The organism is Arthrobacter crystallopoietes (assembly GCF_002849715.1).
GTDB lineage: Bacteria > Actinomycetota > Actinomycetes > Actinomycetales > Micrococcaceae > Crystallibacter > Crystallibacter crystallopoietes.
The window spans coordinates 3,279,334-3,304,347 of the sequence record NZ_CP018863.1; the positions used below are offsets into that span (position 1 = coordinate 3,279,334).

Annotated in this window: 21 protein-coding genes; 8 read left to right on the plus strand and 13 right to left on the minus strand. The window is 61.8% G+C overall.

The window, feature by feature from the left end:
* Positions 1–58: 58 nt before the first annotated feature.
* Positions 59–790 carry a GAF and ANTAR domain-containing protein gene (locus AC20117_RS15315; RefSeq protein WP_074698919.1) on the minus strand — a complete coding sequence of 244 codons (732 nt, stop codon included), beginning with the start codon at positions 788–790 and terminating at the stop codon, positions 59–61.
* A 143-nt stretch (positions 791–933) separates the two neighbouring features.
* Here AC20117_RS15315 and AC20117_RS15320 point away from each other — a divergent pair, with 143 nt between their 5' ends.
* A complete protein-coding gene (locus tag AC20117_RS15320) occupies positions 934–1,731 on the plus strand; it encodes an alpha/beta fold hydrolase (RefSeq protein ID WP_074698916.1) in 798 nt (265 codons plus the stop codon).
* Between the two features lie 29 nt (positions 1,732–1,760).
* On the opposite strand, the gene AC20117_RS15325 is transcribed toward AC20117_RS15320, so the two are convergent.
* The 7 genes from AC20117_RS15325 to AC20117_RS15355 all read right to left on the minus strand — a co-directional run bounded on the left by AC20117_RS15325 (position 1,761) and on the right by AC20117_RS15355 (position 9,827).
* Complete coding sequence (locus AC20117_RS15325; RefSeq protein WP_074698914.1) at positions 1,761–2,627, minus strand: potassium channel family protein; 867 nt, start codon at positions 2,625–2,627, stop codon at positions 1,761–1,763.
* A gap of 199 nt (positions 2,628–2,826) precedes the next feature.
* On the minus strand, positions 2,827–3,732 hold the full coding sequence (locus tag AC20117_RS15330) for a hydroxyquinol 1,2-dioxygenase (RefSeq protein WP_074698911.1): 906 nt from the start codon (positions 3,730–3,732) through the stop codon (positions 2,827–2,829).
* Entirely contained in the window at positions 3,729–4,682 is a 954-nt protein-coding gene (locus AC20117_RS15335) for an aldo/keto reductase (protein WP_074698908.1), read from the minus strand. Before AC20117_RS15335 ends, AC20117_RS15330 begins: the two co-directional genes overlap by 4 nt.
* A 1-nt stretch (position 4,683) precedes the next feature.
* Positions 4,684–5,805 carry a maleylacetate reductase gene (locus AC20117_RS15340; RefSeq protein WP_211482267.1) on the minus strand — a complete coding sequence of 374 codons (1,122 nt, stop codon included), beginning with the start codon at positions 5,803–5,805 and terminating at the stop codon, positions 4,684–4,686.
* Between the two features lie 55 nt (positions 5,806–5,860).
* Positions 5,861–7,087 carry a multiple monosaccharide ABC transporter permease gene (mmsB, locus tag AC20117_RS15345; RefSeq protein WP_074702809.1) on the minus strand — a complete coding sequence of 409 codons (1,227 nt, stop codon included), beginning with the start codon at positions 7,085–7,087 and terminating at the stop codon, positions 5,861–5,863.
* Between the two features lie 5 nt (positions 7,088–7,092).
* Entirely contained in the window at positions 7,093–8,631 is a 1,539-nt protein-coding gene (locus AC20117_RS15350; RefSeq protein ID WP_101632735.1) for an ATP-binding cassette domain-containing protein, read from the minus strand.
* A gap of 44 nt (positions 8,632–8,675) precedes the next feature.
* Entirely contained in the window at positions 8,676–9,827 is a 1,152-nt protein-coding gene (locus AC20117_RS15355) for a substrate-binding domain-containing protein (protein WP_074698906.1), read from the minus strand.
* A gap of 258 nt (positions 9,828–10,085) precedes the next feature.
* On the opposite strand from AC20117_RS15355, the gene AC20117_RS15360 reads away from it, so the two are divergent.
* From AC20117_RS15360 to AC20117_RS23735, 5 genes are all read left to right on the plus strand, one after another.
* A complete protein-coding gene (locus AC20117_RS15360) occupies positions 10,086–11,642 on the plus strand; it encodes an IclR family transcriptional regulator (RefSeq protein ID WP_158300478.1) in 1,557 nt (518 codons plus the stop codon).
* A 212-nt stretch (positions 11,643–11,854) separates the two neighbouring features.
* Entirely contained in the window at positions 11,855–12,949 is a 1,095-nt protein-coding gene (locus AC20117_RS15365) for a Gfo/Idh/MocA family protein (protein WP_074698901.1), read from the plus strand.
* A gap of 4 nt (positions 12,950–12,953) precedes the next feature.
* Complete coding sequence (locus AC20117_RS15370; RefSeq protein WP_074698898.1) at positions 12,954–13,838, plus strand: sugar phosphate isomerase/epimerase family protein; 885 nt, start codon at positions 12,954–12,956, stop codon at positions 13,836–13,838.
* 27 nt (positions 13,839–13,865) lie between these two features.
* Positions 13,866–14,882 (plus strand): inositol 2-dehydrogenase, encoded by a 1,017-nt coding sequence (iolG, locus tag AC20117_RS15375; protein WP_074698895.1) that lies wholly within the window; start codon positions 13,866–13,868, stop codon positions 14,880–14,882.
* Between the two features lie 164 nt (positions 14,883–15,046).
* On the plus strand, positions 15,047–15,235 hold the full coding sequence (locus AC20117_RS23735; RefSeq protein WP_211482266.1) for a LacI family DNA-binding transcriptional regulator: 189 nt from the start codon (positions 15,047–15,049) through the stop codon (positions 15,233–15,235).
* 1,597 nt (positions 15,236–16,832) lie between these two features.
* On the opposite strand, the gene AC20117_RS15385 is transcribed toward AC20117_RS23735, so the two are convergent.
* The 3 genes from AC20117_RS15385 to AC20117_RS15395 all read right to left on the minus strand — a co-directional run bounded on the left by AC20117_RS15385 (position 16,833) and on the right by AC20117_RS15395 (position 19,170).
* Entirely contained in the window at positions 16,833–17,921 is a 1,089-nt protein-coding gene (locus AC20117_RS15385) for a Gfo/Idh/MocA family protein (RefSeq protein ID WP_074698892.1), read from the minus strand.
* Positions 17,922–18,004: 83 nt separating this feature from the next.
* Positions 18,005–18,205, minus strand: a complete 201-nt coding sequence (locus AC20117_RS23645) for a hypothetical protein (RefSeq protein ID WP_074698890.1) — start codon at positions 18,203–18,205, stop codon at positions 18,005–18,007.
* 83 nt (positions 18,206–18,288) lie between these two features.
* The gene (locus AC20117_RS15395; RefSeq protein ID WP_101632616.1) at positions 18,289–19,170 is read right to left on the minus strand and encodes a sugar phosphate isomerase/epimerase family protein; all 882 of its coding nucleotides are present in this window, start codon (positions 19,168–19,170) and stop codon (positions 18,289–18,291) included.
* A 582-nt stretch (positions 19,171–19,752) separates the two neighbouring features.
* On the opposite strand from AC20117_RS15395, the gene AC20117_RS23740 reads away from it, so the two are divergent.
* Both AC20117_RS23740 and AC20117_RS15405 read left to right on the plus strand, forming a co-directional pair.
* On the plus strand, positions 19,753–19,941 hold the full coding sequence (locus tag AC20117_RS23740) for a hypothetical protein (RefSeq protein ID WP_074698885.1): 189 nt from the start codon (positions 19,753–19,755) through the stop codon (positions 19,939–19,941).
* 300 nt (positions 19,942–20,241) lie between these two features.
* Positions 20,242–21,738 (plus strand): sugar porter family MFS transporter, encoded by a 1,497-nt coding sequence (locus AC20117_RS15405; RefSeq protein ID WP_074698882.1) that lies wholly within the window; start codon positions 20,242–20,244, stop codon positions 21,736–21,738.
* Between the two features lie 556 nt (positions 21,739–22,294).
* On the opposite strand, the gene AC20117_RS15410 is transcribed toward AC20117_RS15405, so the two are convergent.
* The gene (locus AC20117_RS15410; protein ID WP_236777330.1) at positions 22,295–23,371 is read right to left on the minus strand and encodes an ROK family glucokinase; all 1,077 of its coding nucleotides are present in this window, start codon (positions 23,369–23,371) and stop codon (positions 22,295–22,297) included.
* A 131-nt stretch (positions 23,372–23,502) separates the two neighbouring features.
* Positions 23,503–24,519 carry a sugar phosphate isomerase/epimerase family protein gene (locus AC20117_RS15415; RefSeq protein WP_074698881.1) on the minus strand — a complete coding sequence of 339 codons (1,017 nt, stop codon included), beginning with the start codon at positions 24,517–24,519 and terminating at the stop codon, positions 23,503–23,505.
* Positions 24,520–25,014: the final 495 nt, after the last annotated feature.

Below are 25,014 nucleotides of genomic sequence, written 5' to 3' on the forward strand. Positions count from 1 at the left end.
GTGTGAGCCGGTCGCGGAGAGCCGGGCGGACTGCTGCAGTGTTGAGGCGGCATCAGGCTCAGTCGTCGAAGACCGTTTGCGCCGGTCCTTGGCCGATGGAGGCCACGATTCCGGCTGCGATCTCGCGGAGCTTGACGTTCCGGCTGCTGGAGGCGTTCTTCAGGATACCGAACGCCTCGTCCTGGCTGCAGCGGTTCTGGCCCATGACGATGCCGACGGCCAGATCGATGGTAGTCCGCGAGTCCATGGCCCGCTTCAGGTGGTCTGCAGTTTCCGACTTGTGGGCAAGACGCAGAGCCAGCTGCAGCGCCCGCGACGCCTGGGCGGCATAGCCTTCGGCAATCCCGACGGCGTCCGCTCTGAAGGTGTCCGGTTCCCGCGCGTAGAAGTTCAACGCTGCACCGCCGCTTTCGCCCAGGATCAGCGGCACTCCCATCATGGAGTAAAAGCCGAACTCGGCAACGGCAGTGAAATAGTCAGGCCACCGGTTATCGGTGCGCACATCGGCTACGACCGTTGTGTGCTCGGTTGCAATGGCATGCAGGCACGGCCCGTCGCCGAAACCGTACTGGACCTCATCCAAGAGCTTGGCCTGCATGCTGCTGCTGGCCACTGTGAGCGCCCGTTTATTCCGCTTGAGGGTCACGCCGCAGTGGACCTCGACGCCCCCGCCAAGGATGTTGGAGGAATGGACAGCCAGGTCTTCCAGGAAGTCGTCAACATCCTCGTTGTTGAGGATCAGATCCTGGAGTTGTTCTGCGACGGGAGTCTCCGCGTAGTTCTCTTGCATCCGACAAGTGTAAAGTGTGCGCGCGCGGAAAGAACGGGCCTTTGGTACCTGTTGTCGGCCCGGCGGCCACTTGGCGTTCTGCGCAGTCATCACCCTGCCGGGGCCATGGACGGGCGGTTTGGGATGCGCGTAGCGTTGTATCCATGAGTGAGATCCGTGTGAACGGGGTGTCCCTCTACTACGAGGAACACGGCGACGGCGTTCCGATCCTATGCATCCACGGCACCGGCAGCTCGGCGAAGGTCTGGGGCGAGGCGGTGGAGCAGCTGGCCCAACGTGGACGGACGATCATCTACGACCGGCGCGGCTGCACCCGCAGCGAGCGGCCGGAACCATACACGATGACCACGGTAGGCGAACATGCCGAAGACGCAGCGGCGCTGCTGCAGGCTCTCAAGGCGACCCCCGCCGTCGTTGTCGGACGCAGTTATGGCGGCGAGATCGCCGTTGACCTTGTGCAACGCTACCCGGGGCTGGTCCGGGCTCTTGTCTTGCTCGAGCCGGCCATCGTGACCATGACGGCGGAAGCCCACGCGTGGGAGGGCGCCTTGGAGGCAAACGTCGCCGCGGCTGCCGCCACCGGGGGACCGGAGGCCGGGGCGGACTGCTTCTACCGGGAGATCCTCGGCGATGAGGGCTGGACGCAGCTGCCCGGGACCTGGCGCCGTATGGTGCTCGATAACGCTCCCGCCATCTTGGCCGAGCTGAAAGGCGGCTCCTCCCGGCCGGACCAGGAGCAGTTGGCCCACGTGCGAAAGCCCGTGCTGATTGTTTCCGGTGCCGCGTCGCCGCCGGTCTTCCGCGCCGTTGACAACGTACTGGCGGACCTGATCCCCGGGTCGCGGCACGAAGTCGTAGAGGGCGGCCACCTCATCGATCCGGCTTCTGCGGAGGTGCTGGCGTTTCTCGACGGGCAGTTGGCAGAAGGCGGAGGGCGCTAGGTCAGTTTCGGGCAGGGGCGGGCGGTGGATCAGTCCCGGTGGCCGTGGTCTGCCGCGAACGCGTGGAAAACCTCGCGGGTGGTTGTGCCTTCGAGCGTGAACTCGTCCCGCAGGTAATGGGCCAGCTCAGTCAGCGAGGTCTCCAGCACCTCGGCGGTGAGATTGACGTCCGTGCTGGAGGATTGCTGTCCTGCCGCGGAAAGGTCGAGCGCGTAGGAGAGGGAAACGGCAAGAGCAAGATCAGCGGACGTATCCCGAAAGTAGTAAGTCTCCGTGGTCTGGCTCAGGTCGATTCGGGCCTGGACAATGCTGTCTGCCACGGATTCCAGCGCGCTGCAGGCCACTGAAGGTTCGAGCTGCCGCAGCTTGTCCGCGTACCCGCTCTTGCTCATCGACGACAGTTTCAGCGCCAGCGTCCTGCGGCGGGAAAGGGCAGGGTAAATCTGCATGAACCAGGAAACGGCCGCGGTGAGCAGCCCGAAGCCGGTGACTGCCTGAAAGGTAGAGACCCAGCGGATCCAGTTGTCGATGGGAACGACGTCGCCGTACCCGAGCGTGGACAGCGTCATGACCGAGACGTACAGTGCCTCGGCGGCATTCGAATACCTGGTTTCATCAAGTCCGGGTGAATAGGAGAACCCGTCGGGAAAATGCGGGTAGTAGATCAGCGCCCAGCCTATTGCCTGCAGCGCGGTCCAGGTGAGGATCACGGAGACGATGGCCAGCGGGCCGGCGTACTTCCGGATCGCTTGGTTGCCCCTGAAGGCCTTCCACATGCCGTTGACCACGAAGTGGCTCAAATGGCCTCGCCCCGTTGGCCGGAGCAGGGTATGGAAAATGTCGTTCAGCCCGGCAACAATCAGAACGACGCCCAGCAGGGTGAAGAGCCACATCATCCTTACTGTCTAGCACGCCGGCTCTGCGGGTAGGGAAGATTGGCGAAGCAAGCGTGCCTTCCAAGGACCACGCGTCCTTCCCCAACATCCCTCACGCTCACCCGTTCCCGGCTCGGCAGACTTCAGTCCTTGCCCACTGTCTTCCTTTCCGACATCACGCGTGAACATGCGTGGGTAGGAAAGGAGGACAGTGATTTGTTTAGGAACCTGTAGGCGCAAGGACAATATCAAAGTGGGCTTTTGCCCAGGTGGTCTCGCCTAGCTCACGTCCATCCGGTGTGGGAGCGCCAGCAGGCTGCTGGATAAAGTCTTTGACCAGTGACTGCTTTACCCCGAATACGGTGTCGTGTTTTAACAGCTCGTCACCGTTCACGAAGATGTGCGTGACGAGGGTGCGCATCTGAGGGGCCGTGACCATGAAGTGTAAGTGGCTGGCTCGCATCGGTGAGCGTCCTGTGGCCTGCAGCATCCGGCCCACTGGTCCATCATGTGGGATCGGGTACGGTGTGGGGGTTAGTCCCCAGAACCGGTAGTGGCCTTTGTCGTCGCTGAAGAGGTGTGCTCGCCCGTAGACGCGTCCGTCGGCGTGCTGTACATCGTAGAAGCCCTCGTCATCGGCCTCCCATACTTCGATCCGTGCGCCCGGGATGGGGTTGCCGTCGAGATCACGGACAGTTCCCTCTACCCAGCAGGGTTCTCCGGCAGCGCCCCCGGCGATATCCCCGCCATTTTCAATCAGCGGGGCGTCCTCGACGAAGAACGGGCCGAACACGGTTGCCTCGGTGGCATTGCCGCGCGCCTCGTTGTTCACGTTGATGGTCTGCATCGACGCGCCGAGCACGTCCGAGAGCAGGATGAATTCCTGCCGCTTGTCATCGGTGATGTGCCCGACCTCGGTCAAAAATTCGATGGCCTGGTTCCATTCCGTCTCGCTCAGGCGCACGTCTCGAATGAATGCATGCAGGTGGCGTACCAGGGCTTGCATGATCTGCTTCAAGCGGTCATCGGTGCATCCCTCGAACGAGGTCAGGACGTTGGCGATGAGCTTTTCCTCGACAGCCTGCTGAGCGTCGGAAACGGTTGTGTACTCCTGCTGACGAGTCATGATTCGGTTCCTTGGTTCTGCGAGGCAGCGGTCAGTAGTGATAGTTCGTCGTCGTTGAGCACCAGATCGATGGTTTCCAGCAGCGGTTCAAGCTGTTCGACGGTACGCCCGCTGGCGATCGGTGCGGTAATGCCTGGCTGGGACCGTAGCCACGCCAGTGCGATCGGCGCGTAGGGCAGGCGGCGGTCGGCGGCGATTGAGCCCAGCGCTTCCAGCACCCGTTCGCCGCGCCCGTCGAGATAACGTGTGGCGTCGTCGGCCCGGGCGCTGTCCACGGAAACACCTGGACGGTATTTGCCGGTCAGGAATCCGTGAGCGAGCGAGTAGTAGGGGAATACCTCAAGACGGTGCTCCCTGGCCAGCGGAAGCAGACGCTCCTCTATGCCGCGCTCCATCAGGTTGTACTGGGGTTCCAGCGCTACTGGAACGTGGTATCCGCCCGACTCGGTGATTTCCATCCATTCGGCCAACCGCTCGGCGCTATAGTTCGAGACCCCGATCGCGCGGATCTTGCCTTCATCCACCAGTTCGGAGAATGTCGCAATGGTCTGTTCCAACGGCGTTTCAGGGTCATCGAAGTGGGCATAATAAACGTCCACATAATCCAGTTCCAGGCGCCGGAGTGTATCGTCGATTCCCTCGCGGATCGTGGCAGGTGCCAGTCCGAACAGCTCCGGGTGGTAGCTGACTTTCGAAGCGATCAGAATCTCTTCACGTACGCTTCGCTTGGCCAGCCAGGTACCAATGATCGTTTCGGATTCACCGCCGGTATTTCCCTCAACCCAGAAAGAATATGAATCAGCAGTGTCGATGAAGTTACCGCCCGCGGCGACGAAAGCGTCCAGGATCCGGTGTGACTGGGCCTCGTCGGCGGTCCAACCGAAAACATTTGTCCCCAGCACCAGCGGCGCCACTTGCAACCCGGTGGCTTCGGCAGTGGTTAATGACATTTCAGTCCTCCTGCTGTCCCGGGTTCTCGCGGGGAGCGCCGCCGTGCAATGCGTCCGTCAGCAGAGCGCGTACGGTGGCTGCATCAATGGGACGCGGGTTTCCATAGGAGTAGCCGGTGACCTCTTCGACGATGCGTTCCACATCGGATTCCTTCATGCCCAATTCAGCGAGGGAACGTGGAGCGCCGAGTTCTCCTGTGAGGTTCCACAGGGCCAACGCCGGATCTTCCACCCCGCCCAAGGCTCGGGACAGTGCAGCCTTGGCAGCCGGTGCGGCGGGCTGGTTGAAAGCCAGTGCGTAGGGAAGAACTACGGTGTGGGTCTGGGCGTGGGGAAGGTTCAACGTGCCGCCCAGGGCGTGGCATAGCTTATGGTGCAGCGACATCGTCGTGGCCCCGAGGCACGCCCCGCACAACCAGGACCCATAGAGTGCGTCGCTACGGGCATCCAGATCGGCTGAATCTTTGACAATTTTCGGCAAGGCACCGGTCAGGGCACGGACCCCTTCTTCAGCCATCAGGGAGATGATGGGCGTGGCGTCCGGGGCGTACAGTGCTTCGACAGCGTGCGCGATGGCGTTCACGCCGCTGGTGACGGACATTCCTACCGGCAAGGTGGCAGACAGGGTGGGGTCATAGACGACGCTTCGCGGCAGCACCCGGGCGTCCCGGCCGGTCTCCTTGCGGCCATCGGTGGTGAGCCCCCACACGGGGGTCATTTCCGACCCCGCATAGGTTGTTGGGACCGCGATGATCGGCAGTGAGTGGTTCAATGCGATCGCCTTGCCCAAGCCGATCGCCGAGCCGCCGCCTACTGTCACGCATCCATCGGCGCCGACCCGCTTGGCTTCGTCGCTGGCTTTTTGTGCGGCTTCGGCGGGCACATGCATCACGGCTTCGGGCAGGACGCCTACGGCCCGGGAGCCCAGGGCCTGGGCGACCTCTCGCCCGGTTGCTGCCTGTTCAGGGGAGCAGAGTACCAGCACGCGCTTGAGCCCGATCGCGTCGAGTTCGGCCGGAAGATCGGCCAGCGAGCCGATTCCGAACCGCACCCGCATGGGCAGCGCCTGGTAGGTGAATTCGCGGTCCCTGGTTTTCTGTGTGTCCATTGTCTTTGCCGTCATCGTCGAACTCCTTCGCATGTGGTTGTTGTTCTTTGCTTGCTGCTGTTCGGGTGTTTTACTGAGCGCCGGCGCGGCGCTTGTTCCAGATGTCGAAGGCCACGGCGAGCAGCAGTACCAGGCCCTTGACCACGGACTGCACCGACTGGTCGATACCCATCAATTGCATGCCATTGCTCATCACCGCCATGATCAAGGCACCGGCCACCGCCCCGACAACCTTGCCCACGCCGCCGGTGACTGCTGCACCGCCGATAAACGCCGCAGCGATCGCATCCAGCTCGAACATGTTGCCGGCGCCGGGCTGGGCCCCGTTGGTGCGCGAGGAAAAGACGATGCCGGCTACGGCTGAGAGCAGGCCCATATTCACGAAGATCCAGAAGTTCACTGCCTTGACCTTCACGCCCGACAATGCGGCGGCGGAGAGGTTGCCGCCGATCGCGTAGATCTGCCGGCCGAATACTGTGTGCTGCATGATCAGCGAGTAGGCCATGATGAGGATTGCCAGCATGATCAGCACCACAGGCAAACCGCGGGCGGTGGCCAGCTGCCAGGCAAAGGCCATGACGACCACGCCGACGGCCGCGATTTTCGCTGCGAAGAGCCACAACGGGGGGACCGGCTGCCGGTAGGACCGGCGTGTCTTGCGCGTACGGTATTCGTTTACCGCGAAACCGATGACTCCGATCGCGAACACGAGCAAGGTGAAGGTGTCATACCCGTACCCGCCCAGTAGCCCGTTGACGAATCCGGACGCAATGACTCCATACTCGGAAGGGAAGGGCGAGAGCGAAATATTGTCCAGCACCCAGAGGGTCATGCCGCGGAAGAGCAGCATGCCGGCCAGCGTCACGATGAAGGCAGGGATTCCGACATAGGCGACCCAGAAGCCGTGCCATGCGCCGATCGCCAGCCCTGCCGCCAGGGCAGCGAGAACGCCAGCCCACCAGGGCATCCCGTATTTGATCACCGTGATCGCCGAAATGGCGCTGGTCAGCGCCACCACCGACCCGACCGATAGATCAATATGGCCGGCGATGATCACAATGACCATGCCTATGGCGAGGACCAAGATGTAGGAGTACTGCAGCACGATGTTCGTGATATTTCCCGGGGAGAGCGATGCACCTCCGGTGAACACAGCGAACAGCACTACCAGGGCCACCAGAGCCATGTAGATCCCGCTGGTGCGCAGGTTGCGGGTCAGCGCCAGCCGCAGCTCGGTCAGCGTCGAGGAGCCGGTGCCGCCGGGGTCTTGTAACGGTTTGTTTGTGCGTTGGGCCATCGTAGTCATCGCACTGCTTCCTTCTCTTTGGTCATCAATGTCATCAGGTTTTCCTCGGTCGCCTGGCCGACCGGAACTTCACCGGTAATCCGCCCCTGGGACAGGGTATAGATCCGGTCGCAGGTGCCCAGGATCTCCAGGAGGTCCGAGGAGATCACCACTACTGCCTTGCCCGCCGCCACAAATTCGTTGATCAATTGGTAAATCTCGTATTTGGCACCGACATCAATGCCGCGTGTCGGCTCGTCAATGATCAACAAATCGGGTCCGGTCAAAAGCCACTTGGAAAGCACCACTTTTTGCTGGTTTCCCCCCGAGAGCTGACCGACAACGGACTGTACACTCGGTGCCTTGATCCGCATCTTCTCCATTGCCTGTTCGGCCAGCTTGTTCTCCCTGTGCTGGTTAACCCAGCCGAACCGCGCCAGCTTGGGTAAAGCAGCGCCGGAAATATTCCGGGCAATGGTGTCCAGCAGGTTCAAGCCGTACTGCTTGCGGTCCTCGCTGACGTAAGCCATGCCGTAATCGATCGCCTCGGCGACACTGCGGGGCTTGACTTCCCGGCCCCGCATCGATGCACGTCCCGAAATGAACCGGCCATAGGACTTCCCGAACAAGCTCATGGCCAGCTCTGTGCGCCCGGCTCCCATCAAGCCGGCGATTCCCACGACTTCACCGGCCCGCACAGTGAAGGAAGCCCCTTCGACCACCAGCCGATCCTGCACCGGGTGGCGCACTGTCCAGTCCTGGACTTCCAGGACAACCTCGCCTGGATCCGAGACCCGATCGGGATAGAACGATTCCAGGTCCCGGCCAACCATTGAACGGATGATGCGGTCAATGCTCGCTGAGTCATCGGCCATGTCCATGGACTCCACCGTCTGCCCGTCCCGGATCACTGTGGTGGTGTTCGCCGACGCCTCGATTTCGTTGAGCTTGTGGGAAATGATGATCGAGGTAATCCCTTGATCCTGCAGCTGACGCACCAGACCCAGCAGGTGTGCCGAGTCCGTATCGTTCAAGGCGGCAGTGGGTTCATCCAGGATCAGTAACTTCACGTCCTTTGACAACGCCTTCGCGATCTCGACAAGCTGCTGCTTGCCCACGCCCAGCTGCCCCACAGGTGTCGTGGATTTCTCGCGAAGGCCAACCCTGTCCAGCAGCTCACTCGCTTCGGCATGGGCGCGATGCCAGTCAATGAGACCACCTGGGCCGCGCCGCTCGTTTCCAAGGAAAATGTTCTCCGCGATCGATAGGTGCGGCACCAGCGCCAGTTCCTGGTGAATGATGACGATTCCGGCCCGTTCCGAATCACGAATGGATGCGAATCGGCACTCGGTTCCCTCAAAGATGATCTGGCCGCCGTAGCTGCCATGGGGATATACGCCCGAGAGTACCTTCATCAAGGTGGATTTTCCCGCACCGTTCTCACCGCAGATCGCGTGGACTTCACCGCGCCGGGCAGACAGGGTTACCCCCGAGAGTGCCTTAACCCCGGGAAAGCTCTTTTCAATTGAACGCATTTCAAGGATGTAGTCGTCCATGGCGCCCATTCCTTCCAGCTTCATTGATTCCGTTGCCCGGGCAGCTAGAGCTGCCCGGCTTTGACCTGCTCGGCGGTGTAGTAGCCGGACTCCACCAGGACCTCGTCGATGTTCTTTTCTTTGACTACCTCGATGGGCATCAGGAAGGAAGGCACCACCATGGCGCCGTTGTCGTAGGATTCGGAGTCGTTGACCTCCGGTTCCTCGCCGTTGAGCAGCTTGACGGCAGAGTCCACGGTCTGCGCGGCCAGCAGCTTGGTGTTTTTGAAGACCGTGGCGTACTGGACCTGGTCCTCGATGAGCTTGACCGAGGCAATTTCCGCGTCCTGTCCGGTGGTCACCGGCATCGGCTTGCCCTCAGACGACAGGGTGGGTCCGTAGCCGGCGTTGCGCAGCGAAGTGATGACTCCACGAGCCACGGCATCGTTCGGGGTCAGTACCGCATCGACCTTGCGGCTGCCCGTGTAGGTAGAAGTGATCAGGTTGTCCATGCGTGCCTGGGCTTCCTGCTGTGACCAGTCCTTCGTGGCGATCTGCGACAGCTCTGTCTGCTTGGAGGCAATCACGATGGTGCCATCGTCAATGAACGGTTGCAGGACTTCCATGGCCCCTCCGTAGACAAAGGTGGCGTTGTTGTCATCGAGCGAACCGCCGAACAACTCAACGTTGAAGGGGCCTTTCTCCGAGGTACGCTGCCCCTGCTCGTCAAGCACGCCCAGGCCGGTCAACAAGGCGGTGGCCTGCTCGGATCCGACCTTGTAGTTGTCGAAGGTGACATAGAGGTCCACATCGGCGCTATTACGAATCAGCCGGTCGTAGGAAATGATCGGCACATCGGCACCGACTGCCGCCTGGATCTGCGGGGCGAGGGCCGTGCCATCCAGGGGGGCCAAAATCAGCAGGTCTGCACCGCTGGTGATCATTTGATCAACCTGCTGCTGCTGAGTGGGGATGTCGTTGTTGGCGTACTGCAGATCCACCTGGTAGCCCAGTTCCTCCAGACCCTGCTGGATTGCCTTCCCGTCGGTCAGCCAGCGTTCTTCGTCCTGGCTGGTCAGAGAGACGCCAATACGCGTATCTGCCGGCTCCTGCGTACCACCCCCCTGAACGCCACCCCCGGCACCCTCTCCGCCGCAACCGGTAGCCAGCAATGCCGCGGCGAGTGCTGCCGAGACCAATAGGGTTTTTCTCTGCATGATGTCCCCTCCCTGAGGGAAAAAGCGAAGTAATGTGGATCGCTGTCACTGAGATGTTGGCCAAGTGTCCGCTTGTGCCATAGAATGGACAACGTGTTCAGACAGTACCACATGATCTGAATCACTGCGAGTGAAATGATGGAGTTAGATCTTGTGACGCTCGCAAAACGCCCCACACCGGCCAGCGTCGAACCTATCCGGACCCAAACGGCTTATGCCGAACACAGGCCTTATCGGCCTCATTCGAGGAGCATTCAGATGAAGACGGTAAACCCGATCCAGCTGGTCATGAAGGCAAACCAGTTGGTCGACGATTTATCCATTTTGGGTCGCTCCACGCCGGCAGATCTGGCCAAGGTGATGAACGAACCCCGCCCCTCCATCTACCGGATCATCTCTTCATTGGAGCAGGCCGAGATTGTGCGGCGCACTCCGGAGGGGCTGGTGGAAATGGGCACCGGAATCCTGCGCCTGGGCGAGGCCGCCGGTGACGCTTTGGTCGATCGGCACGCACTGAAGAAGGTGCTTGACGACGTGCAGGCCCAACTCGGGCTGACCGCCGCCTTCTGGATCCCCCGCAACGGTACGGCCGTGTGCCTGGACCAGGTTGATGCCACGGATGTAGATCTTTACGAACTGTCCTCCGGGCGCATCCTTCCACTGCACGCCGGAGCGGCGTCGCACGTGCTGCTCGCCTGGCAGCCCGGGGAAGTGCTCCAGCAGGTACTTGCTTCCGAACCCTACGCACAGCTCTCTGCCGAAACCCCTACCGACGCTCAAACTCTGGCGCGACTGGTGGAGGCTACTCGACGAGACGGGTGGCGCCTGGAGGCCAATGAGGTGGTCAACGGAATTGCAGCCCTCGGCTTCCCGGTCTTCAATCCCGATGGAAGTATCTTCGGGGCCTTAACCGCCGCCGGCCTGGTGGAACACGTCGTGGGCCAGCAAGCAGAAGCAAAGACGGTCCTGTCCGCCGCAGCTCAAGCCCTCACCGAGGTCATGGCCTCGTTCCAGCCCGAACCGACGGGCAGCGAATTTGAGGCGCCGGATTCCCAGGGGTCGGTACTCACAAAGGCCCATGCCCTCATGCGCGCATTGGCCAGTGAGCGGGTCTCCACATCCTCCAGGCTGACCGAACTACTCGGCGAGCCGGTCAGCTCCGTTTACCGCATGCTCGCCACCCTCATCGAAGCCGGCTGGGTCGAGCAGCTGGGCCACCGTGGATCGTACCGGGTGGGTAGCAAGATGCTTTCCCTCTCGGGAAAGATGCTCAACTCCCTGGACCTGCGCCGTGCAGCACTGCCCGTGCTGCGCAGTATCCACGACGCCACCGGCGAAACGGCTTTCTTGTGTATTCGGCGCAACACCAGGGCTGTATGCATTGAGCGGATCGACGGCAAGAGGGTAAACAGCCGTCGGCTGGCATTGGGAAGTTCGTTGCCACTGCACGTTGGAGCCGCTCCGCGGGCGCTCCTGGCCTTCGAAGACCAGCAGGCTTGGGAGGATTATGCAGGGATGCTAGCCCAGAGTGCCGACTCCCGATTCGATGTGCGCTCACGTTCCAAGTTCTTCAGTGAACTGACAGCTATCCGGGAGAGGGGCTATGCCCTGAGCGACGATGAGCTGACCCCCGGCATCGCCGCGGTCGGGGCGCCGATCTTTGATCACCGAGGTCATGTGGTCGCTTCCCTGTCGGTCAGCGGGTTACGCGACGGGATTCTTACCTCAACACCTGAGTCTGCGGGTGCAATCGCCTTGGCCAGCGAGGGGGCCCGGGAGTTGTCAATCTACCTGGGTGCCCCTTCCATGTCTTGAACGGCCCCGGCTGCCGACGCGCCTGCGGATGCATGATGTGACCCGGCGTACTTGACCGGTGGGGTGTGAGATGAAATACTTTGGACAAGTTGTCCACCCAGCGGCACTTCGGGAATGAAGAATCAAATTCCTCCCCCATCTTTCCCCCTCGGTCCCGGACGCCGGTTCCGGTTCCATGGGAACCCTTGTACCAAACAAACAGGAGACACGTCATGAAGCCTATCGTTGTCGGATTGCTGGGTATCACACACCCCCACGCCTCAGCACGGGTTCGGGCCCTGCGGGAGATCGAGAACGTTGAAGTCGTCGCCGCAGCCGACACCGATCCCCGGCTGACATACTTCACCGAAAAGTACGATGTTGAAGCCCGCAGCATCGAGGACGTGCTGGGCGATGACCGAATCAACGCAATTATGGTTCATTCCAAGAGCAAGGACATGGTTCCTCATGCGCTCCGCGCGCTTGCCGCCGGAAAATCGGTGGTCGTGGAGAAGCCCGGGGGCGGTACCGTGGAGGACCTTCTTCAATTGGCCGAGGCAGAACGTACGGCTGCCCAGGACCAGATTGTCCAGGTGGGATACAACGTGCGTCTGGCCCCGAGTATTGAGCGGGCACGCGAGCTCATCGCTGGAGGCACCATAGGAGAGGTCGTCACTGTATCGGCCCGGGGGTCGGCGATGGTCGGTGAACATCTGACTGACCACTTGAACCAGCCGGCTGACATGGGGGGAGTGCTGTGGATTCTGGGGTGCCATATGCTCGATTCGCTGGTACACATGTTCGGCGCTCCGCAGTCAGTCAATGCCCGCGTTCATAAGTCCCCCAGATTGTCGGACGGGAAGAGCCGCGAAGACTCGGCGTCGGTGCTATTGAATTACCCGGATCTATCCGTTACGTTCAGCTTTGACGGGCATGACAGCCTGGAATGGTTCGAAAGCTCGCGGATCTTCGTTTACGGCACACGCGGAATGCTCGAAATTGGTGTTCTGCCGCAAACGTTGCGCGTACACGTTGATCAGGCCCGTGACGGCTACTTGCCCGGTTGGAATGAATGGACCGAATCCCATTTCACACCACCGTTTGCCCGCACCGAAGCCAATAAGTTCTCTGAGCTCCCGGAGTTGGGGAACATCTCGAATTTCCATACCGAGATGCGAGGCTGGGTGAATTCGATGCGAACCGGAGCGCCAATCGTAGCTCCGGTCGCCGACGCGCTGAGCGTCGCTCAAATCGTTGAAGCCAGCTACCGATCCAACAACGCCCAGGGCGCTGAAGTTTCACTGGCTGCCCAGGTCCCCGTCAGCTAGGAGCATGATGAACACGCATTCCCCCACCAGCGCTCCCGCGCTGATCGCCACCTGCTGGACCAGCGCGGGAGACGCTGCTCCACTACGCCCCAGTGAGGCGAGTCCAATTGCCCTCAGCGACCGCATTGCGGCCATCGCCGCAACTGGGTGGGCGGGCATTGGTTTGGTTCATGCCGATTTGATACTGGCCCGGGAAACTATCGGTTACCCGGAACTGGCCCGACAGATCAGCGAGGCAGGGTTGTCAATCACCGAAATTGAGTTTCTAAACGATTGGTGGGCCACAGGTAGCGCCCGTGAATCCTCCGACACGATCCGTGCAGATCTGTTCGAAGCGGCCACCGCGCTGGGGGCCCGCCACATAAAGATCGGTGCTGGCAACGCCGACGTGCCGCTCCCCATCTCCGTGCTCACTGATGCCTTCGGCGAGCTGGCAGACGATGCGGCATCCACGGGCATCCAACTTGCTCTGGAAGCCACCCCTTTCTCAAACCTGCGCACCACACAGGACGCAATCAAGGTAGTCACGGCAACCGATAGCCCATCGGCCGGACTGATGATCGACATCTGGCACACCGCGAAGACCGGACTGTCGCATGAGGAACTATGGTCCATCGTCCCGATGGACCGGGTAGCTGCCGTAGAGATCGACGACGGCTATTACGACACCCTGGGCACGATCTTCGAGGACACCATCAATCGACGGACCTATTGTGGCGAGGGCGAGTTCGACACCGCTGGTTTCGTGCAACATGCCCTTAAAGCAGGCTATCGCGGCCCCTGGGGCGTGGAAATCATCTCCGAAACCCACCGCAACACCCCGGTATACGAAGGCCTGCAGCACGCCTTCAACACCGCTGTTGCCAGCTTTCCCAACGTCTCCTCCTAAGCGCCATAACCGAAGGAATACACAATCATGAGTTCATCCCGTCCTCTCCGCCTTGCGCTGTTCGGCTCAGGCCGCATCGGACAGGTCCATGCCCGCAACCTCGCGGCAGATCCCGATATCGAATTGGTACTGATTGCCGATCCGTTTATAGACGCAGCCCGTGCCTTGGCTTCCCAAACAGGAGCCCGCGCAGTCCAGGACCCCGAGGAGGTGTTCGCTGCACAGGATCTTGACGGGGTCATCATCGGCTCACCGACCAACACTCACGTGGACCTCATGACCCGTGCTGCGGAGCGGGGCCTAGCAGTCCTCTGCGAGAAACCCATTGACCTGGACCTAGACACGGTCCTGGCCTGCCGTGATCGAGTCAAGAACGCCACAGCCCCCATCATGCTCGGATTCAACCGCAGATTCGACCCGGGTTTCGCAGCGGTCAACGCGCGTGTGGAAGCCGGCGAGATTGGGCCTCTGGAACAGCTGACCATCATCAGCAGGGATCCGGCGCCGGCCCCACGCGGCTACCTCGAGACTTCCGGAGGAATTTTCCGGGATATGACCATTCACGATCTGGATATGGCACGTTTCTTCGTGCCGGATATCGTCGAGGTCACGGCTGTTGGCGCCAACCAGTTCAGTGATGATATTCGAGAGCTTGGCGACTACGATTCCGTGGTCGTGACACTGCGTGGACGCGGCGGCGAGCTCATATCGATCACCAATTCGCGCCATTGTTCTTACGGATACGATCAGCGTCTGGAGGCTTTCGGCCCTGAAGGCATGCTCGAAGCGCGAAACTTGACTCCAACCGCTGTGCGCAAGCACGACGCCAGCGGTACAGAGCTACAAGACCCCATTATGAATTTCTTTCTGGAACGATATGCCGAGGCATACCGCTTGGAGTTGCAAGCTTTTGCCCAAGCGATCCGGAGCGGGACCACGCCGAGTCCCGGGTTCGCGGATGGGCTAGCTGCGTTGGTGTTGGCCGATGCCGCCGTCGAATCTGCTCAGAATGGAAAAACCGTTACGGTCGAACAGATTTGGTGACATTCTCGGTCTACCAGCCGAAAAGGCCGCCAACTTCAAGATCGTGGCCATTGGAAAGGATCGATTGACCGCTGGTCGATTTTCGGATGCACCCGTCGCGCTCGGCCAGACGAAGCCGGCGGCAAAGCTGAAAACTACCTGTCAGGGGTAAGTCGGGGTGAAGCATGGCACATCCGTTTACAGTGCGTGAGATTGCCCGTCAGGCGGGTGTCAGCGTTACAACGGTTGACCGGGTTCTACACGGTCGACCGGGGGGTGCGGTCCGGGACTGCCGGGCAAGTGCAGCAGGCAATTCAGGACTTGGAAGCGCAGCGACACCAAATGTAGCTGGTGGGACGCCGTCTCATGATTGACGTCCTGGCAGCTACGCCGGCCTGGTTCCATATGACGGTTCGCAGGGCGCTGGAAGACGAGCTGCCTTCCTGCGGCCGGCGGTTTTCCGAACTCGTTTCCATCTGCATGAACGCTGGCCAAAGGAGGATTGTGTTACCCGGATGGATCAAATCGCGGCCAAGGGCAGCCACGTGGTTCTTATGGCACCGGACGTACAGGAGGCGGTTGCGGCCGTCGATCGATTACAAGCGGTTGGCATTCCTGTGATCACCCTCGCCTCCGACCTGCCGGTAAGCCGGCGGTTAGCCTACGTAAGCATCGACAATCGTTCAGCCGGTGTCACCGCGGATATCTCCTTTCCCACGAGGACAGCCGGGCGACATCGCAGTGATCGGGGGCAGCGATTCCTTCCGCGGTGAAGAGGAACGGGAGATGGGATTCCGGGCGGCGCTACGCCGTATGGAACCGGAGCGCCCCGTGCACTACCTGGACGGTTCGCACGGATTGAATGAGAACCGCGGGAGACCATGATGGGGGAGCTGAACGAGGATCAGTGCTTGGCGGGCGCCTACTCCATCGGAGGTGGCAATTCGGGAATCTTGGCGGCCTGTGACGCTGCAGGGCGCCAGCCAACCGTGTTTATTGGACATGACCTGAACGACGATAATCTTGCGCTGCTGCGGACCGGCAGAATCGACGCGCTGCTGCACCACGATCTGCGGCAGGATCTCAACCGATGCTGCAGGATCCTGATGCATCGCCACGGGCTTTGTCCAATGAGCCGCCGATCGAGGCTTCGAGAATGGACGTCGTTACCCCATATATAACATCCCGGGTCGGCCTGTAGCCGCGGTCCGGCACGGCCTGATACCTCAGGACCCGCAGGCTCATAATCCGTGAGCGATGGTTTCGTATGGCGTGCGCCATGCGTTAATGCCAACTGCTCGTTAACCCCGAACTTGGGCGTCTCTTCAATAAGATCCATTCGATCCGAAGCCGCTTGCCTCTTCTCGCCTGGCGGTTCTGCAATGTTCGTCGCGGGGAACCGCAGGGCACGCGTAACTCGGGTCAGGGCTCGGCTCTGGCAGTGGTCTGCCAGGAGCGTCTCTCGTCCCGGAAGTTGACGGAACGTACGCAGGGAAGTGCAGACTGATCCTTCCGTCGAAGATAACTACCAAGTCCTCACCGCTCATTAGGACGAGCTGGACTGATGTGAGAGTCGGTAAAGCGCTACGACGTCTTCCCGGAACCTGGCCTTGGAGATATAAAGATCCAGGGTGGAATCGATACGCCGGTTCGCCGTATGCGCGAGGTCGGCGAGGTCTCCATCGACTGCAGGAGCTTGACGCCACCTAGCTTCGACGAGGTACGTGTGGTCCCGCTGTCTAGTGGAAGGTCCCTCTCATGGAATGCATGTGCCCTTAGACGGCAATCGAGCTATTGGAGCGGGACCATCGAGAGTAGCAGCTGGCCACCGGTCAGGCCACGGCGCGTTCTTTGACTACACCGATGAAAGCGTCCAAGGGCTAAGCCATGGGCGCTTATCCGATCAGATCCGTCCTCCGGAGGATCCATTGTTCGCGGATCCTCCGGGCCAGAACAGGCGCGACCGTAGTACTAGGCGGAGAACGGCACCAGGTCGACAGCGGGGACCGGCTCGGCCGTGCCGTCGAGGACGTCGCGCAGCGCCGGGACCGCTACCGGTTCACTACGGGCGAGGGACAATTGGGCTGCATCTGCCACGAGGGACGCGGCTACGGCGTCGAACGGCGTGCACGGGTTCTCACGCTCCCCTAGGACTAGTTCGACAAACGCGACCAGTTCGGCCACGTACGCGTCGACGAACCGCTCGGCGAACGTCTGATGGGCGGTCCCGGCCGGGAACCCCACGTCGGGTTCCGCGGAACGCAGGGCCGACCGGTCGTCGAGGCCAACGACCACGGTGTCCTTGGATCCCTGTACGTCGAGGCGTACATCGTGCCCCGCCCCGTTGTAGCGGGTGGCCGTGGCCATGGCGACGGTGCCATCGGCGAGGGTGAGCGTGGCCTGCGCCGTGTCTACGTCACCCACAGCGCCGATTTCAGGATCGCCGTTGTTGGTGCCCCGTGCGTAAACCTCGACGATCTCCTGACCGGTCAACCAGCGGATCACATCGAAATCGTGCACAGCCATATCGCGGAAGATCCCACCGGAGGTCGCGAGGTACTCCACCGGGGGTGGAAATGCGTCCCCTGACACGGCCCGAAGTCCGTGGAGCCACCCGAGATCGCCAGCGTCGAACCGGCGTTTGGCCTCCTGATAGCCCACGTCGAAGCGGCGCTGATGGCCAATCTGTACGACGCCGGAAGCTGCCTCGATTTCTTTCAGCAGCGGCAGCGCGCCGACGACGTCGGAGGAGACGGGCTTCTCGCAGAACACCGGTATCCCGGCGGCGAGGCCGGCACGAATCAGGTCGGGGTGGGTTGCGGTGTTGGTCGCGATGACGAGGCCGTCGATGCCTTCGCTGATCAGTGTGTCGACACTCTCGGTGGCCCGCAGACCGAACCGATCGGCAACCTGGCGGGCTGTCTCCGGCGCGGCATCCGCAAGCACGATTTCGAGCTGCACGCCGCGAGCTGCCACTTGGTCACGAACCGTCAGCAGGTTCTGGGCATGCATCTGGCCGATCCGGCCGACGCCGACGAGTCCCAGGGTCAAAGTTTTCATTTGTCTCTCTTTTCTCTCAAGTCTCTTCGATAAGCGAGTCGTCCGTGATCACGGACGCAACTCGAACGGGTGTCTCTGTAGGCTTATCCAGCACTGGCTGCGGCGACCCCGGCGACCGCCACCGTCCGGCCTTTGGCGGCGGATTGGGCGAAGGCTTGCGGCTCGTCATTGTATGCCTGTGCGTAACGCTCGAGGAAGAACGGCATGTATGGCTCTGCCTGCTCCGTGCCCGTCGAGTTGTACTTCTTGACCAAAGTTGGCGTGACGTTTCCGACGGACAGCATGCCCTCGGGGCCGAAGGCCTCGAGGCGCTGGTCATAACCGAAGGAACAGTGGCGTGCGCCGGGGTCAAATTCCGGTCGGTTCCCTAGCCAGCCGTCGGGAAGCAGGCGAGTGCGGTGTCCTGGGCTTTCTTCAGACCATCGAGGACGGGGAGGGCACGGTGCTCCGCCGAGATTATCTCGACACCCCACGGTCCCGTCCATCCCGCTTCCAGAGTGCGCTCGACGAACGTCCGCGAATCGAAGTCGCCCTCGCCGCAATATGCACGGTTGTTGATGGTGTCCTCGAAGATGGTCCCGACGGTTTTGTGGTAGCCGTCGTCGACCTCGATCGCCGCAACGCGTTCCATCGGTACCACCTTCCACAGTTCCTCGTGGGATAGCCCAGTCTTGGCGGTGTGCCAGATGTCGATCAACAAGCCCGCGGATGGGCTGCTCGAACGTCCCACGACCTCCACGGCTTCCTGCGTGGTACGAAGGTGGGAGAACGGGGTGGCCTCCAAGGCCAGCTGGATGCCCGCTTCGGCGGCCTCGTCCGCGAGGTCGGCGAAGGCGCCAGCGATTGTCGATAGGGGCAGCGGCTGTTCGGTCATACCCGCTCCGACTTTGATATGCCGGGCTCCCAGCACCTTTGCGGCCTCGAACAGGTCTGCACGGATACCGTTAGCTGCAGCACGCTCTTCACCGGTGGTCCACCAGTCGTTGAGGAACTCGACCTCGACGATTCCGATGCCGGCGTCGCGGATCATGCGCGACAGTTCGGGGTAGCCGATCGTATCGCGAGCCGCAACAAGGTCGGCATGCACCAGGCCGATGCCGGACCACCCGGTCTGGGCGACAGCGGCAATGCGCTTGGCCAGGGGCACTGGGCTTGTCTCATCGGCCCGCATGGGCGCGGCGTCGCCGGCGCTGGTCCAACAGGTGGCGATCAGTTGAGGGGTCATGGTCTCTTCTTTCGTCGTGCTCATGCTGGGTCCACCTCGATCGAGGTGCCCTGCTGGTTTCGGATCGGTAGGTATCGACGGCGGGCTACGGCCAGCGCATCCGTGACCAGGGACACGATGGGCCAGCCAGCGCGGATGCAGTCGACCTCATCCGCGCATGCCAAGTGGGCTTGGCGACCGCGAGTGACCGGCGTCCGCTTACCGTCGCAGTCCCGCGTAATGGACAATGTGTCCAAAGCATTTCACGAACACTGCTCGAGGGTCAAACTATGACCCAGAACACTTCGGATGCCTCCGGCCCCTGGCCCATGGGATCCGATTCTGCCTGCGGGGCACCAAGGTGCCGGTCGGCCTCCATGCTTTCTTGACGCACCGGCTCGGCGACAGGCAGGCCTTGCATAGCAGCTGAATGACGGCCCCTGCTTACCCCACTCTTCGTTGCTTGGCCATCCCGCGCCCGGCGCCCCAGGGGTGGCAGGCCTGCCTGCGGTAGCGTAGGCCACCTTCATGTCGCACCAGCGTCCGCCCCCAGGAATAGACTCGATCGAGAAGTAATCTGGATCACTTTTAGCGCGTTTTTATGCTACTGTATGAACGTCTTGTCCGTTGTGTACTACTTGGCAGAACTGGGAATACGCTCAAACTGGACGTGATCGCCGTAGCTTCATCAGCGGTGCCACCGCGGCCACCGCGGCCGGCGCGGCCGGCGGGGTCGGCAAGGCCGTCGGTGCCATCGCCGGCGGATTGATCATCGCTGCGATGAGCAACGGCGTGCAGCTGATGGACGTCGACTAGTCGGTTCAGCCCGTCGTCAAGGGCCTGGTGCTGCTGCTGGCCGCGGTCTTCCGCACCTACAACAAGCGCAGCTGCGATTCCCGCTGAACCACCAGGCCACCCACCCGTTCGTTCTGTCGGAAGGTCCTCACATGTTTGCCCGGACATTCGAGCCGCACTCCACCCGCACCCGCCACAGCACCACGTAGCATCCTGCATTTCCGGCCGAAACGCCGCATTCAAATTACGACCAATCCATCATTTGAGGGCGCCATGCGCGATTCACAAATACATCATCCAGGTAGCGACAAAGGAGTTTAAATGTCTCAAAAATCTACTGTCGACAGACAAGTCACCCTTCCGCCGTTGACCAGTGGACCGCATCGGAAGCGGCTCGGATTGATCTCGACCGTGGCCTGTTTGGGCGGCCTGCTGTTTGGGTATGACACGGGTGTGACCAACGGGGCCGAGGGGCCGATGGCCCAGGACCTGGGGTTGAACCTGATCCAGTTGGGCGTGGTGATCAGTTCGCTGATCTTCGCGGCGGCGGTTGGAGCTCTGGTCTGCGGCCGGATCTCGGATGCATGGGGCCGACGTAAAACGATCATCATGCTGGCGGTGCTGTTCTTCGTGGGCACGCTGCTGGTGGTCTTCTCGCCCGCGCCTCCTGAGCCGGGAACGTTCTCCCTTACGGGGTTCGCGGTCTTGGTATGCGGGCGGATCATGATCGGCCTAGCCGTCGGTGGGGCCTCGACGGTGGTGCCGGTGTATCTGGCCGAGCTGGCCCCATTCGAGATCCGTGGGTCGATCACGGGCCGGAACGAGCTGGCGATCGTGATTGGTCAGCTGTCCGCATTCGTGATGAATGCGATCATCGCCACCTCGCTCGGCGGCATCGTAGACGGCGTGTGGCGAATCATGTTCTCCGTCTCCGCGGTGCCGGCGATCGCATTGTTCATCGGCATGCTGCGCATGCCCGAATCCCCACGCTGGTTGACCGAGAAGGGTCGGTACGGTGAAGCTTTGGCAGTGCTGGAGTCGGTCCGTCCGGCCGAGCGCGCGAAAGCTGAGCTACGGGAGATCGAGCACGTAGCGGTCAAGGAGGTCGAGGAGCACCAGATCGGCTTGAAGGCAGTTCTGACGAACAAGTGGCTGCGGCGGATCGTCCTGGTTGGCATCGGATTGTCCGTAACCCAGCAACTGACCGGTATTAACTCAGTCATGTACTACGGCACGCGCATTCTGGAGGAGTCCGGGATGTCAGCGCAGCAGGCCGTACTCGCGAACATCGCGTTCGGCGTCGTGGCCGTTATCGGCGGCATCATTGCCTTGTGCAACATGGACCGGCTTGACCGCCGCACCACGTTTATCATCGGGTTGTCGTTGACCACGACCTGCCACCTGCTGATTGGGGTCGCCGGCATGCTGCTTCCCGAAGGCAACCCGGCCCGCCCAATCGTGATCCTGATCCTCGTGGTCGCATTCGTGCTCTCGATGCAGACATTCCTGAACATCGCTATCTGGGTGTGGCTTGCAGAGATCTTCCCGCTGCACATGCGCGGGCTGGGTATCGGCGTCTCGGTGTTCTTCGGCTGGACCATGAACGGCTTCCTAGCCCTGTACTTCCCGACGCTTGTTGGCGCGGTCGGCATTTCCGGCTCGTTCTTCCTCTTCGCGGGCATCGGCCTGCTGGCCCTGCTCTTCGTAATCACCCAAGTCCCCGAAACCCGGGGCCGCTCCCTCGAAGACCTCGAGGAAGACGTCTCCACCGGAACGATCTACCACGTCGTCAAGCCCGCCGACGCCCAACATTCCTGACACCCAGAGCTCTACCCTCCGGAGCTTAATCCCCCGGACCCGTGAAGTGACGCCAGCGAGTTCGCCGCAAGCCAACCTGCCCTGTACCGGTCATCGTCGAAGTCCTTCCAGCCGTTGCCGTACTGGGGGGATTACGGCCCACGTGGAGCGGGGAAACTTGTACCTGTCGGTCACCTGTTGATGCTGGTCTGGAACCCTGCAAACCCTCGTGGCGGGGAACCTTGAAGCCATGAGCGGGGATGACTGGCGTTTCTACCTGAACGCGGAAGACAAGATCCTGAACTTTGTCCATTGCCGCCGCGTCCGCGCTGCTGGGCTTTGAAGAAACCTGAGTCCTCGCCGACGTGCCCGGGCACCTGATCGACCTCGCATAGCAACTCTTCAGACTGCACCAAACGGCCGCCTAATCACCGAATCCTTGCCGGGCGGATACCCCGCCCGGCAAGGCCCGGCCCCGCCCGCGCGTTCAGGCAAAAGGATAAAGAACCATGATTGACAGCAAGAGGAGCGGTGAAAGCACCGCCCGGACAGCCGTGCTCACATAGACCCCCAGGGCTTACCGCCAGGAGAAGCGGGCAATGTCGGCAGCCCCGATGAGCCCCGCCTTCGGTCCCAGTGCCGCCAGCTCGATGGGCGCTGCGGGACGGAAACCGCGGCCGGTGAGGTTGCGGCCGAACGCGCGGCGGGTGGGTTCCAGCAGCAGCTCGCCTGCCTCGGAAAGTCCACCGCCGATCACGAACATCCCGGGGTCCAAAGCCGCGGCAAGGTTGGCCAGGCCCAAACCGAGCCACTCGCCAATGTCCTCGATCAACTGGATGCTGGCCGGATCGCCCTCGCGGGCCAGGGAGGTGACGACGGCGCCCGTGATGTCCTCCGCCCGGCCATCCACCGCGCGGAGCCATTCCTGGGCAACCGGGGAGTTGGCCCGGGCAAGTTCGCGTGCCTCGCGGCCGAGGGCGTTGCCGGAGGCATATTGTTCCCAACAGCCGCGGTTCCCGCATTCACAGCGATGGCCGTGCGGGACGATGACCTGGTGGCCGAACTCGCCGGCCACGCCCCAGTTTCCCCGTTCGAGCCGACCGTCGAGGATGATGGCACCGCCGATGCCGGTTCCGAGCGTGATGCAGACCAAGCGGCTCTGGCCGGTGCCCGTGCCGAAGCGGCACTCTGCCCACGCCGCGGCATCGGCGTCGTTGGTTACGCTGACCCGTCGGTGCAACAGCTTTTCGAGATTCGCGCGTACAGGTTCATTGCGCCAAGCCAGGTGCGGGCTAAACAGGACCGTGCTGCCGCTGCGGTCCATCCAACCGGCGGCGCCGATGCCCACCGACAGGATGCGGTGTTCGGATGATAAAGAACGGACCAAGGAGACAATGACCTGCTCCACTTCACGCGCATCGTGGCCCGGCGTGGCGCGGATTTCTTCGACGAGGATGCGGCCGTCCGCGTCGACGACGCCTGCCGCGACTTTGGTGCCCCCGATGTCGATCCCAATGGACAGCCCGCGGCGTGTCAGCCGGCTGGGCAGGCGGAGCTGGACGCGTGCACGCGGAACCCGGCCATTGCGCAGCGCCGGGGAATGAACTCTTGGTGTGCGCGGGCGGCCCGGGTCGTCGACTCTCATCTGTTTCATATTAGGGGCACTTCTCCCAGCTGACCGTGACCGGCGGCTTCGATGACGGAGAATTGGGGCCGTGCTTGACCCAGTGGGGCGGCATCTCGACGATGCCGCCCCTTCAGCCTGTACGCGATGTCGACGGCGTCCTATCGCTGTACCAACGACGCTGTCAACGCGGCATCAGCATCCTTCAAGACATTGGCTGCGACCTCAAGGCCTTCGATCCTGCCAAGAGAGACATCCTCATGCTCGATGTTCACGAGCATTTCGGGATCGACTTCGTAAAGTGCCCGCAGGAACTCCGTCCAATAGGCGGTGTTATGTCCCTTGCCCAGCGCGACGAAGTCCCACGCGGATTCCTTCGGCCACTCGTTCGCCCATTCGTCGCCACCCAGGTTGGTGCGCTCCTCCTCGGGCAAGAGGCGCCGGAACCGGTTATCAAGAACCCCGTAGAGGGCAGCAGTCTCCGTATTAACCCGAACGTCCTTGGCGGCGGCCTGCACCACCAATGGCCCAAGATGGCGGACCACGGCGACTGGGTCCATCTGCTGCCAGAAAAGGTGCGAAGCGTCGAGTTCGACGCCGATATGTGTCGCCTTGGTCAGTTCCAGCAGCTTGAAGACGTCGGCAGGGTTGAACACGAGGTTCTGCGGGTGGAGTTCCAGCGCGACTTTGACATCGAGGTCCCGGGCCAGCTGGTCGGTTTCCTTCCAGAACGCGGCCGCGACTTCCCACTGGTAATCCAGAACGTCCAGGGCCGCGGAGTTCCAGGCGTTGACGATCCAGTTGGCACGGGTGGCGCCGGGTTCACCGCCGGGCAGACCGGACATGGTCACGACACGGTTTTGCCCGAGGCGGTGGGCGAGGCGGATCGAGCGTCGAATGTCCTCGGCGTGCTTGTCCCCGATGGCGCGGTTGGGGTGCAGGGGATTGCCATTGCAATTCAGCCCTGCCATCGATACGCCGGTGCCTTCAAAGATGGCCAGGTACTCGTCGCGCGCGGCGTCGCTTTCCAGGATCTGGTCGATGTTTGGGATGTGGACGGGCGGCAGGAATCCGCCGGTGTTGATTTCGATGCCTGTCAGCCCGAGGTCAGCGATGACCTCGAGTGCTTCGGGCAGCGGGCGGTCGTGCAGAATTGCGTTATAGACGCCGAGTTTCACAGGAAGACCTGCTTTCCGTTGTTGAGGGGCGATTCGCTGACGGCTGCCAGCAGTCCCAAGTTGTGCACACCTTCGTCGAAAGTGGTGCAGAGAGGCAGACAGGACGCCTCCTCAATGCCGCCTACCCCTTGCAGAAATGCGCGAGAACGGTATCCGAAGGCACAGTTCTGGCCGCAACCGACGCTTGGGGCCCTACCGCTCGGCGGGCGGCCCTAAATGCGCCGCTCCGAAAAGCAGAGGCAGTGGCGACCAGGGCGAACAACCGCAAGGGACGGCCCCTGACAATCTAGGATGACGGTCATTGCCGGCTTTTCCACGTCGTTGCCGCCACTCGAAGCGACATTACGGTTTGCACTTTGTCCTGTCAATGTTCTTTGTAGAGGGGGCAGCCTCCATGCTCAACGTTCCAATGGGTGGTCGGTTACGGATCGGCCGTGCGGCCCGGCCCAGTCAGCTCCCAATAGACATGAGGGGTCGGATGCGTCGATTCCGCGT